General features: G+C 46.1%; 5 protein-coding genes. 4 read left to right on the top strand and 1 reads right to left on the bottom strand.

Annotated elements, in window-relative coordinates; translation table 11 throughout:
• Window positions 1–121 precede the first annotated feature (121 nt).
• The gene (locus QUA78_RS30310; protein WP_333303896.1) at window positions 122–2671 is read right to left on the bottom strand and encodes an ATP-binding protein; all 2550 of its coding nucleotides are present in this window, start codon (window positions 2669–2671) and stop codon (window positions 122–124) included.
• Window positions 2672–3307: 636 nt separating this feature from the next.
• On the opposite strand from QUA78_RS30310, the gene QUA78_RS30315 reads away from it, so the two are divergent.
• The 4 genes from QUA78_RS30315 to QUA78_RS30330 all read left to right on the top strand — a co-directional run bounded on the left by QUA78_RS30315 (window position 3308) and on the right by QUA78_RS30330 (window position 11126).
• Window positions 3308–4594, top strand: coding sequence for a chemotaxis protein (locus QUA78_RS30315; protein WP_333303894.1), 1287 nt, complete (start codon window positions 3308–3310; stop codon window positions 4592–4594).
• 203 nt (window positions 4595–4797) lie between these two features.
• Window positions 4798–6720: a response regulator gene (locus tag QUA78_RS30320; protein WP_333303893.1), complete on the top strand. Its 1923-nt coding sequence runs from the start codon at window positions 4798–4800 to the stop codon at window positions 6718–6720.
• 270 nt (window positions 6721–6990) lie between these two features.
• A complete protein-coding gene (locus tag QUA78_RS30325; protein ID WP_333303891.1) occupies window positions 6991–10437 on the top strand; it encodes a PAS domain S-box protein in 3447 nt (1148 codons plus the stop codon).
• A gap of 302 nt (window positions 10438–10739) precedes the next feature.
• Entirely contained in the window at window positions 10740–11126 is a 387-nt protein-coding gene (locus QUA78_RS30330; protein WP_333303888.1) for a response regulator, read from the top strand.
• The last annotated feature ends 217 nt before the right edge of the window (window positions 11127–11343 follow it).

Genomic DNA, 11343 nt, shown 5'->3' on the forward strand with positions numbered 1-11343 from the left:
GATGCCCGATGCCCGATGCCCGATGCCCGATGCCCGATGCCCGATGCCCGATGCCCGATGCCCGATGCCCGATGCCCGATGCCCGATGCCCGATGCCCGATGCCCGATGCCCAATTCCCCATTACCCATTACCAATCCCGGCCATTAAAGAAATAATTTTGTCAAGCAATTGCTCAGGGTGAATCGGTTTAGCCAAACAATCGTTAGCTCCCCCCGTCACGAAAGATATCTCATCTGCGGGAATCTCATTAGCGCTTAAAGCCAGAATTTTGATATTTTCAGTAGCGGGTTTTTGGCGCAGTTGGTGAATTATTTCGCAGCCATTCATACCAGGCAAACGCATATCCACAATCACTGCATTCGGCTGCAAAAGTTCAATTTGTTCGACCGCCGCCGAACCTTCAATCATCCACACCACTTGCAGTCCTGCGACTGTCAGGATATCGCAAATCAGCATGGCAGTTTCTTCATCTTCTTCGACGAGCACGAGGCTGCCCCGCAAGGAGGAAGAATGCAGCGGTAAAGATGAATTCGATTTTTCATATTTGAATTTTGTGGATTCATCTTTGCTTTGAGTTTGGATGGGTATAAAAACGGTAAAAGTAGAGCCGACATCAACTTTAGAGTGGACTTCGATCGCGCCGCCGTGAAGCTCTACTAACTGTTTAGTTAATGCCAATCCGAGACCGGTGCCGCCGTATTCGCGGCGGTAGGGGGAATCCAACTGCTGGAATTTTTGAAACAAAAGCGATCGCTGATCTTCGGGAATTCCAATGCCGGTATCTTTGATTTGAAAAACAGCGGTGCTGCCGGCCGGTGCAGTACCGGGCTGCCGCACTGCCGGCGTTCGATTTTTATCTTCTGTCACCCAAACTCGCAGGATGACTCGCCCCCCTTCGGGAGTAAATTTAATCGCATTTCCTAAAAGATTGAAGAGAATTTGTCTCAAGCGGCGCGGGTCAGCGGTGAAGCGATCGCACTCTTGTTTTATCCGCTGTTCTTGCAGCAGTTCCACGCCTTTAGCCATAGCTTTTTCTTTCAGGGCGTGCAGGCTCTGAGAAGCTAATTTAGAAATTGAAAATTCACTAATTTTTAATACTGCTTTTCCCGCTTCTACTTGCGATAAATCTAAAATATCGTTAATTAATTCTAATAAGTGGTCGCCACTGTCCCGGATAGTTTGCAGGTACTGCCGCTGCTTTTGCACCGGCACTTCTTTGCTGCCAACTTTGCCGTAAGACCACCGCAGCAGGGTGTCAGAAATGCCAATGACGCAGGTGAGGGGAGTCCGCAATTCGTGACTCATAGCTGCCAAAAATTCGCTCTTGGCGAGGCTAGCCGACTGGGCGGCGGCTAGTGCATCGCGCAGTTCTCGCGTGCGCTCTATTACGCGCTGTTCTGAGGTGCGCTTTTGCTGCTGGACTTGTGCATAAAGTTCGGCTTGATAAATGGCGATCGCCAAATGTTCTGCTATTTGCCGCAAAAATGTTTTTTTGCTTTCTTCCCACTCCCGAAAAGTACACTGGTGGGCAATTAGCAGCCCCCACAAGTCGTCTTGAACTACGATCGGCACTAGCAACTTCGCGCGCACCTTCGCCCGCCGCATCAACTCTAAAAAACAAGGTTGCGAAGAGTAAGTTGTTTCCACATCCGCGACGCACAAAGCCAAACCTTTGCGATATTTCTCTCTGTCAATGACTCCATTGGTAAAACACTGCGCGCCATCACTAAAGTTCATTACAGACGAGATAGCATCGTTGGCTAAAGCTTCGTAGGTGACGCGACCTAAATACAAGTAAGACCCGAAATTTTCTTTGATTTCGCCTGACTCTGAAACCGCCGCAGGTATTTCTTTAGCTAACTCACCATTGTGCGGCGCTGGCACTTTTTCAAATTGATAGATTAACAGGCGATCGACCTCCAAAAACTCTCGCACTCGCTCGACTGCTTTTGACAAAATTACAGGCAATTCCAAACTCTGGCGGATTTGAGTTGTCACTTGGTTCAAAAGTCGCTCTTGTTCGAGCTGCTGCTGCAAAGCATCTTCCACTGGCTGACAAAATGAAATGCAGGGACTGGCAACTTGTAATTGATTGACGGCTTCGGCAATCTGGATCTGTAGCGTTTCTGGAGCTATCACTTTTGGCGCGGAATTTTGCTCTATTTCTGCTTGGTGTTGTAGGGGCTGGTGACAGTTTTTTCTGGCATCTGAACCGAGAATATCCAGCAAATTTAGGGTGAATTCGCTTTGAAAAACTGCCGAGTTTGGCTGTATATTTTTAATTGCTTGTTTGAGGGCGCGGATGTCAATTTGCCGCGAGGGTGCGGGCGTTATTTCTGCGAGTTTGTTTGCGAGGGGAGAGAGGAAATTGGCGATCGCCCCGGGATCGAAAGTCAACTGCACATTCAATTGCGAATTAAGATTTTTTTCGCTGTGTTTGCGTCCGTTTGTTGCGAACTCATCTAATAGCTTGCCCCGCAGCAGCCCGCTAAAATGATCGGATACCACTGCTGCAAACCTTTCCGACGAGTTTTCCAGATTTTGATAATCAGCGATCGCATCGTCGGCCAGCCAAATCGCCCCGGGAAGTTCAGCCATTTGCTGTAACAACTGGTAAGCAGCCTCAAAGGTTGCTAGCGGCAAAGTCCGATTTAAGGTTTTTGGTTTCAATCTAGATATTTTCCCGGTTGTTTTAAAGAACAAAATATGAAGACCCCTTTTGTGGGGACGGAACCAGGGGCGCAGCAGGCGCGGCCGCTCCAAGAGACTTGAGATGAAAGTAGTCAGAAGGCTGGCTCTCGTCAGAGCCAGGAGCCAGAAAGCTTATTTCTCCCTATAGTTGTCATCTTTCTTTGTCGCGAGTTACCCCACTATAGCTGTAAGAGCGCGAAAGCGGTGGGAGGAAATGGGGGGCACAGATACGGCTGAATAATCGATCGCTTCTGGTCGTGTTTGTGAACCGGGTTTTTTATGGCAACTAAGGAATTCCACTCCCATTGCTGGGGTCAAGTTAGCACGGGCCTTTGTTGTAGGTCGGTACTTTGCCAAACACACTGCCTCCCAAATGGCTGTTTAATGCTTTCGTTACAGATATCTTAACTAGCTACAGATTCCGGGCGTGTGAACTTCAACACTTGCCCACAACTCCTGTCAGTTAAGATTTAGGCTGGTCAACTAGGACTCTTTCAAGCCCCCACTAAATCGGTATTCCGATGAGTGGTGGGTTCTTGACTACTTTAAAAAATCTTATTCCAGTATAATATCAATATATAATTTGTTAACTTCTACTTAACACGATCCGGGTAAATGAGCAATCCAACTCAACTCACCCCCGATTTCACTATCGGACATCTGCCTTGTCACCACTTTCAAGTGAGTGCTGCAACTCCAGGACAGGTAGTGGCTGAAAGATTCGAGCAAGAACCAGACTTGCCGGGAGTCATTATTACCCACGAATCACAGGTATTGGGCATGATTTCTCGCGTCAAGTTTCGAGAGCAAATGAGTCTTCCCGATCGCTTAGAACTTTACGGGCAGCACCCGATTCGCTGCTTGTTAGATTTTATTAGAATTCCGCCTTTGCTGCTTTCGGAAAAATGGAAAGTTGAGGATGCGGTGCAAGCGTCTCTCAACAGGCACAAAGACTTGATTTATGAACCGATTATTGTAGTAATGGAAAACCGGACTTACCGCATTTTGGACGTTCATACTCTGGTGATTGCCCAGTCGAAAATTTTAGCGCAAGCTAACAAAGTTATTCAAAAATACCGAGTAGAAAGGCACAAATATCTGGCGGTAATTCAACAAGAACAGGCGAGATTCCACGAATGTAATGAGCTTTTAAAATCCCAACAACGTCAAACCAAAAACTCGAATACTACTCCCAGTTCCCAGCAAGTGGCACTGGTAAAACAAGCTGAAGAAATTGCTCAAATGAATCAGCGATTTGTGAGGATTGCGAAACTGATTTCCTCAGAAGGTCGCCAAGCATTTCAAGCTACGTTTCAAGGTGCTAATTCTATTTGCAACAATACAGAGAAAATTTTGGGCGTTGGCAAAGCAATAGCTAATGATTTAGAAACGGTTAACCGCACTTCCCGAACCATCCGGGAAGCGATCGAACAAGTCAGGCATTTAGCAGTACAGGTGGCTGTAGTTACCAATCAAATGGGAAGTCAGCCCAGCGGTCTGAGCCAAGTGAGTCTGGAAATTGGCAGACTGGCGAGTAAAACTTTTGAATTAGGGACTCAAATGGAGCAAATTGCCAGCCGGTTTAAACTTCGCGTTCATGAACTCACGCAGGCAGCAAGAGCGGGTGCTAATGTGGCTAAATCTGTGACCATCAAGATCGATCGCGCGGAAATGGCGCTGTTAGAGTTGGAGGAATTAATAGCGGAAAAAGATTTCAATTCACAGACCGCTATCAAACAACCTTTGGGAGTCAGAAAAAGTGTTACCGCTGATTCTTTAGTTAAAGAGATAGAAAACGCCGAAGTCGCGGTTTCTGAGTTGGAAAACTTAGTTAAGCATCAAGATTCATCGCAATATCTGATTCAAAAAATTCAGCAGGCGCTGAAGTCAAAAAAACCATAAAGTCCCCGGGAGAATCCGATGAAACATTGGGACAGGTAAAAAAAATCCCAAGAATAATTTACCATTTTACTATATTCAAGAATACTATTTGTTAGACTGAGGGTGGGAAAATTTAAAATAAACTAGGAAAAAGGTTATTTAACTATCCCAATAATTCGATAAGAAGTCAGTCACTAAAATAGATTAAACAACAGGTTACGCTTATGAAAATTCTGCTGGTAGAAGATGACACAGTTACAGTCAGTTTGCTGACCCAAGCGCTGAACTCTCACAATTACAATGTGAATGCGGCAGCAGACGGTGAAACAGCCTTGCAGTTGGTGCAGGCATACGATTACGACCTGATTGTTTTGGATGTCCTGATTCCTAAACTCGACGGCATTAGTTTGTGTCGGAAATTGCGATCGTCCGGCTGCCAAATGCCGATTTTACTGCTAACAGCACTAGATAGCAGCAACGATAGAGTCCAAGGTTTAGAGGCGGGTGCAGACGATTATGTGGTCAAACCCTTTAATCTCGAAGAATTAATCGCTCGAATTCGCGCTTTGCTGCGCCGGGGTAAGGCAACTTTGTCGAGTACAAATTTGACCTGGGAAAAACTGCAAGTCAACCCGGACACTACAGAAGTAACTTATGCCGAAAAAGTGCTGCACTTGACTCCGAAAGAGTACAATTTGCTGGAACTTTTCCTGAGAAATCCCCGGCGCATTTTCAGCCGCAGCGCCATCCTCGATCGCATTTGGTCGGCCGGCGAATTTCCTCAGGAAGAAGCCGTTACCGCTCACATCAAGGGGCTGCGGCAGAAGCTGAAAGCAGCCGGGATGACTGTAGATTTAGTGGAAACCGTGTACGGACTGGGCTATCGGCTCAAAAGTTTGCAAGAGGATATTGAGAGCCCAAAAGTTGCGCGGGAAACGGCAGAAACTGCTAAAAGTCAAGAGACTTTATCTGCTGAATCCAGCGGGTCGAGCCAGGAATTAAACAAAGACGACCGCCGCGTTAAAGTCCAGAATGTGGTTGCCAAAATGCGGGAAAATTTAAAAGCCAATTTTATAGACAAGGTGGCGATATTCGATCGCGCGATCGCTCAACTCAAAAGCGGAACCTTGGAGGGCGAACTGCGCCAGGAAGCCCAGGCTCAAGCTCACAAATTAGTCGGTTCTTTGGGAACTTTAGGGCTGCCCAAAGGTTCGGAAGTTGCGCGCAAGATAGAACATTTGTTCAAGGCTGAAAACATCTTACAACCGGAGACGGCTCAGCAGATTGAGGGATTTCTGGATAAGCTCAAACAGATATTCGATCGCCCGTCGCCCGAACCAGAAGGCGATTTGGTTCCTGCGGTTTCCCAGAAGCGCCGAATGCTGATTGTTGATGATGATACTTTTGGGAGCGATCAACTGAAAATAGTAGCATCCGCTTTCGGCTTCCAGATGGAAGTCGCCAACTCTGCGCAAGCGGCAAGAAGTGCGATTTCTCAACAGCCTCCCGACGCGGTTTTGCTGGATTTGACATTTTCCAGAACTCAGGAAAACGGACTTTCTTTCCTAGCCGAACTCCGCAGTGAAAAACCCGAAATTCCCGTGATAGTTTTTAGCGGGCACAATCAATTGAGCGATCGAATAGAAGTTGCTCGTTTGGGAGCTTCCGGCTTTTTACACAAATCTATCCCCCCAGCAGATATACTCAAAGCAGTCGCCCAAGTTCTCGACCAGACTGGCCCTGCTGAAGCTAAAGTTATGGTGGTAGACGATGACGTGCATCTATTAGCTGCACTGCAAGTGATTCTACAACCTTGGGGATTTCAAGTAACAACATTGGATGATCCCGAAAAGTTCTGGGAGGTACTCGAAACCACTTGTCCGGATTTGCTAATTTTAGATGTGGAGATGCCCGGTTACAGTGGTATCGAGCTGTGTTTGGCAGTGCGCAACGATTTGCGCTGGAGCAGGCTCCCCGTGCTATTTTTGACGGCTCATTCCGAGTCGGAAACAGTGCGCCAAATGTTTGTCGCAGGTGCTGACGACTACGTGAACAAGCCGATCGTGAAACCGGAATTGATTGCTCGCCTCCTGAATCGTTTGGAGCGGACTCAACTCAGGCACAGACTGGCTCAGGCACAACACTAATACCCTTTTAGATTAAAAAATTAAAGAATTAAAGAACTGAAGGATTCGGAATGACTGATGAAACTTCTGGTTTCGAGCACCTGCCTACAGTTGTATTCTTTTTTTGAACTGGTATAACTAGGAGGAAATATGCAGTCCGTGTCCGAAACGAATCAGGAAGCCTTAGCCAAGAATTGGGATTGTGTGGTTGTGCGATTCGGACGCGGTGGCGTTGATTGATGTTGGCCCGCTCCTCCAGAACATAGACTAATTTAGAGAAGTATTAATCATATGAAAGCAAGGATATTGCCCTCAGACACAGGCACTCTCAATGATAGCGACTGCGAACAAATTTACGCCCAGGCTTCGATTCAACCTCATGGCATCCTTTTGGTGCTGGAATCTCCTGTGTTGAAAATTTTGCAAGTTAGCAACAATACTTTTGAGGCTCTCGGCATTTACGCCGAAGAACTTTTGGGGCAATTTTTACATGAATTTGTCGAGACTGAGGAAATTGAGGCTATAGAAAAAGCTTTATCTGAAAACTGTCATCAATCTAACGGTATCAGATTATCATTCAAAAGTAAAAACCGCCAGTCTTTTTTTGAGGGGACGCTGCATCAATCTAGTTCAGCATTAATTTTTGAGCTAGAGCCGATTGTTTCCCCACAAGCTAGCGATTGTTTGAATTGTTATCATTTAGTTCAAGAGCCGATCGACAAAATCCACAAAACACCAAACCTGCAAGTGCTGTGTCAGACAGCAGTGGAAGAAATGCGGAGGATGATCGGTTTCGATCGAGCGATCGTCTATCAATTTGATGCCACCGGTGCGGGGGAAGTTGTCGCCGAAGACAAAGTAGAAAGTGTGGCTCCTTTATTGGGACTGCACTATCCAGCTACCGATATTCCCCCCCAGGCAAGAAAACTGTTCAACATGAATTTAATTCGGTTTATTCCCGATATTAACTGTCAGCCTGTAGAACTAATTCCTCACTGCAATCCGCTGACTGGTCGCCCTGTGGATCTGGGCTGCTCTTTGTTGAGAGCAGTTTCCCCTTGCCACGTTCAATATCTCAAAAATATGAACGTTGCCGCTAGCATGACCCTGACATTAATCAAAGATAAAAAAGTCTGGGGATTGATAGCCTGTCACCACCCAACACGAAAGTATGTCAACTACGAAACAAGAACGGCTTGCGAAATGCTAGCAAAGTTTGTGAATCTCGAACTCAGCTACAAACAAGATAGCGAAAACTGGGAATATGGTATTTATTTAAAACAAAATTGCCATAAATTTATTAAAGAAATTTCTCAAAAAAACAGCTTTGTAGAAGGTTTGCTGACATTCCGAGATGAATTGCTGGCCTTAGTGGGCGCTACCGGTGCAGTTGTGTGTGCCAATGAAAATTTAACAACCATCGGCCAAACCCCGGAATTGGTAGAAATCGAAAACTTAATTGCTTGGATAAAAAGTCAAAAAAATAATGATATTTTTCCTACAGATTCTCTCTCAAAGCTGTATCCGCCCTCCGAGAAGTTTAAAGAAGTGGCTAGCGGTTTGCTGATACTTGCCATGTCCGAGATGCAAAATTATTACATTTTGTGGTTCCGTCCCGAAGTAATTCAAACTGTCAACTGGGCAGGTGAACCAGAGTGGTCAATTGAATTAAAGCCGGATGGCAGCAGGCTGATGTCTCCTCGCAATTCCTTTGAGTTGTGGCAAGAAACTGTGAGGTTAAAATCTTTGCCTTGGCAGCAGTGCGAAATTGAAATAGTCCGAGAACTTCGAGTTGCTATTACTAGCATGGAGTTGCGGAAAACCAATCAGCAGCTCAGCTTAGCTTTGTCGGCTACCAAAATCGGATTTTGGGACTGGGACTTGCAGAAAAATCGCATTATTTGGTCGAGGGAACACGAAGAGTTGTATGGGTTGGCCCCGGGAACTTTTGGTGGAACTTATCAAAGTTTTGCAGCTTGCGTTCACCCAGAAGATTTAAACAGTATTCAGAATGCTATAAATCAGGCGATCGCCCAGCGATCGGATTTCTGTAACGAAAACCGCGTGGTTTGGCCGGACGGCAGCATTCACTGGATTGAGGGGAAAGGTAAGTTTTTTTACAATGAAGCAGGCGATGCAGTGCGGATGGTGGGGACAGTTACAGAAATTACCGATCGCAAAGCTAGAGAATTACAGTTGCGCCTGTTGGAATCAGCAGTCACCACTACTAACGACGCCGTGTTAATTACGGAAGCTGAACCGATTCACGAACCGGGCCCGCGAATTCTTTATGTCAACCCAGCTTTCACGCGGATGACTGGCTATACGTTAGAAGAAGTTTTGGGCAAAACCCCGCGCATTTTGCAAGGAGACAAAACAGACCGCGCCAGTCTCGATCGAATTCGGACAGCTTTGGAAACCTGGCAGCCGATGCGGGTTGACTTGATCAATTATCGCAAAGACGGGACGGAATTTTGGGTAGAAATCAGCATTGTGCCGATCGCTGACCAAACAGGTGGGTTTACCCATTGGGTATCAGTACACCGCGATATTAGTGACCGCAAACTTGCTGAAGCCGCCCTCCAACAGCTCAACGAACTGTTAGAAATGCGAGTTTTGCAGCGAACCCGAGAACTAGAAAGCTCTCAAGCAGAACTCCGAGAAAGCGAAGCTTTATTTCGCTCTCTGAGCGAAAGTTCGCCCGTCGGCATTTTTAAAATCGATACTGAGGGGAAATGTACCTATACAAATCCCCGCTGTCAAGCAATTGGCGGCTTCACACAGGCAGCAGCTTTAGGAAAAGGCTGGATGCGGTTTGTTCACCCCGAAGACATCAAATTAATTCTGTCTAAGTGGTCGGAATCGCAATCGCTTGATGGGGAATTTTCCTGCGAATTCCGCCACATCCAGCGAGACGGAATAATCCGGTTTTGTCGGCTTAAAACATCTCCGATTTTTTTTGACAGAGATCAACTAATCGGTCACGTCGGCACAGTCACAGATATCACAGAAAGTCGGGCAATTGAAAAAATGAAAAATGAGTTTATTTCGATTGTCAGCCACGAACTGCGAACGCCGCTTGCCTCAATTCGCGGTTCTTTAGGTTTGCTGGCGGCTGGCGTACTGAAAGAGCAACCGGAAACTGCCAAACAGATGTTAGAAATCGCCTCTGGCGATACCGAACGGTTAGTGCGTTTGGTCAACGATATTCTAGACTTAGAGCGGCTTGATTCGAGCCAAGTTATCCTCGTCAAGCAGTGGTGCGATGCGGCTGTTTTGATTCGGAAGTCTGCGGAAGCTTTGCTGTCTGTAGCTGCTGAGAATAACATTAATTTGTCTATTTTGCCAGAAACGGCAAAAATTTGGGCTGACCCCGACAGGCTCGTTCAACTGCTGGTAAATTTGTTGAGCAATGCGATTAAATTCTCGGCTCCGGAGAGTACAGTAACTGTCAGGGTTAAAGATTTGGGCGATCGGGTTTTATTTGAAGTCAAAGATAGAGGGCGGGGGATTCCTGCTGATAAACTAGAAACAATCTTTGGACGGTTTCAACAGGTCGATGCTTCTGACTCCCGCCAAAAAGGAGGTACCGGTTTAGGTTTGGCTATATGTCGCAGCATCGTGCAGCAGCACGGCGGCAGAATTTGGGTTGAAAGTGTTGTCTCAGAAGGAAGCAGTTTCTATTTCACAATGCCTGCACCGTTGGAAGGCGAAGGGGGAAAAAGTTTTGAGTTTTGAGATTGCTTTCATAAGACATCGCGAAAGCAACGTTCCTCGCAACGCACGCGGGGAGAATGAGTTTGCGAGGGATCTATATCGATTTTTATGTTCTCGGTTTAAGTAGGTGAGCGGCAAAATATAGCAACCGCCAAGACTATTAGGACGTTCTTAATTGCTGAAACAGTTAATTTTATTGCTGATTTCTTCTTCCGTCTTGCTTCTTCCTTCTGCTATATCTGCGAAGAAACCGGGTTGATGAGGCAGCGTGCGTAAGTCCTTTTTCGGTTTACCATGATTAATTTAAAATTAGAGTTTTAATTATGTCAGCAAAGCGCATTTTGGTAATCGATGATGAAAAAAACCTCTGCAGCGTCATCCAGGCCTGTCTGGAACATTTAGGTGGCTGGACGGTACTGAGCGCGCTCAGCAGCAGCGAAGGAAGGCTTTTAGCTGAAACTCAACTCCCTGACGCTATTCTGCTAGATGTGATGATGCCGGATATGGACGGAGTTGCTCTGTTTAGTTTGCTGCAAAACAATGTGGCTACTCGGGGGATTCCGGTCATTTTCCTGACTGCTAAGGTGCAGGCGATGGATTTGAGCGAATTTGCTGATTTGGGGGTAGCGGGGGTGATTGCTAAGCCTTTTGATCCTTTGAGTTTGGCACAGCAAGTTGCGGAAATTCTAGGTTGGGAACCATTGTCTTAAACTAGGGGAAAATGCGATCGTGTCATTTGTTATACCACTTCCAAAATATCTTGCTACAATTTTTAATCTTATACCAATTATTAAAAGTCGCATATCTCTCTAAGGAGAAGGCATTTCCGTGTCCATACAGATGCTCGCTTACAATCTATCCCACATTCCGCAGATGTGTGTGGAAATTTTTTATCAGTTGTGAAAAGTTGGAGTCAAAAAGTTTTTC

Origin of the sequence: Microcoleus sp. K4-B3, from assembly GCF_036704615.1 — a bacterium.
GTDB lineage: Bacteria > Cyanobacteriota > Cyanobacteriia > Cyanobacteriales > Microcoleaceae > Microcoleus.

Excerpts from the sequence above, each read along its gene's own strand:
- QUA78_RS30315 (WP_333303894.1), top strand. The coding sequence starts at position 3,308 with ATGAGCAATCCAACTCAACTCACCCCCGATTTCACTATCGGACATCTG.
- QUA78_RS30325 (WP_333303891.1), top strand. The coding sequence starts at position 6,991 with ATGAAAGCAAGGATATTGCCCTCAGACACAGGCACTCTCAATGATAGC.
- QUA78_RS30320 (WP_333303893.1), top strand. The coding sequence starts at position 4,798 with ATGAAAATTCTGCTGGTAGAAGATGACACAGTTACAGTCAGTTTGCTG.
- QUA78_RS30330 (WP_333303888.1), top strand. The coding sequence starts at position 10,740 with ATGTCAGCAAAGCGCATTTTGGTAATCGATGATGAAAAAAACCTCTGC.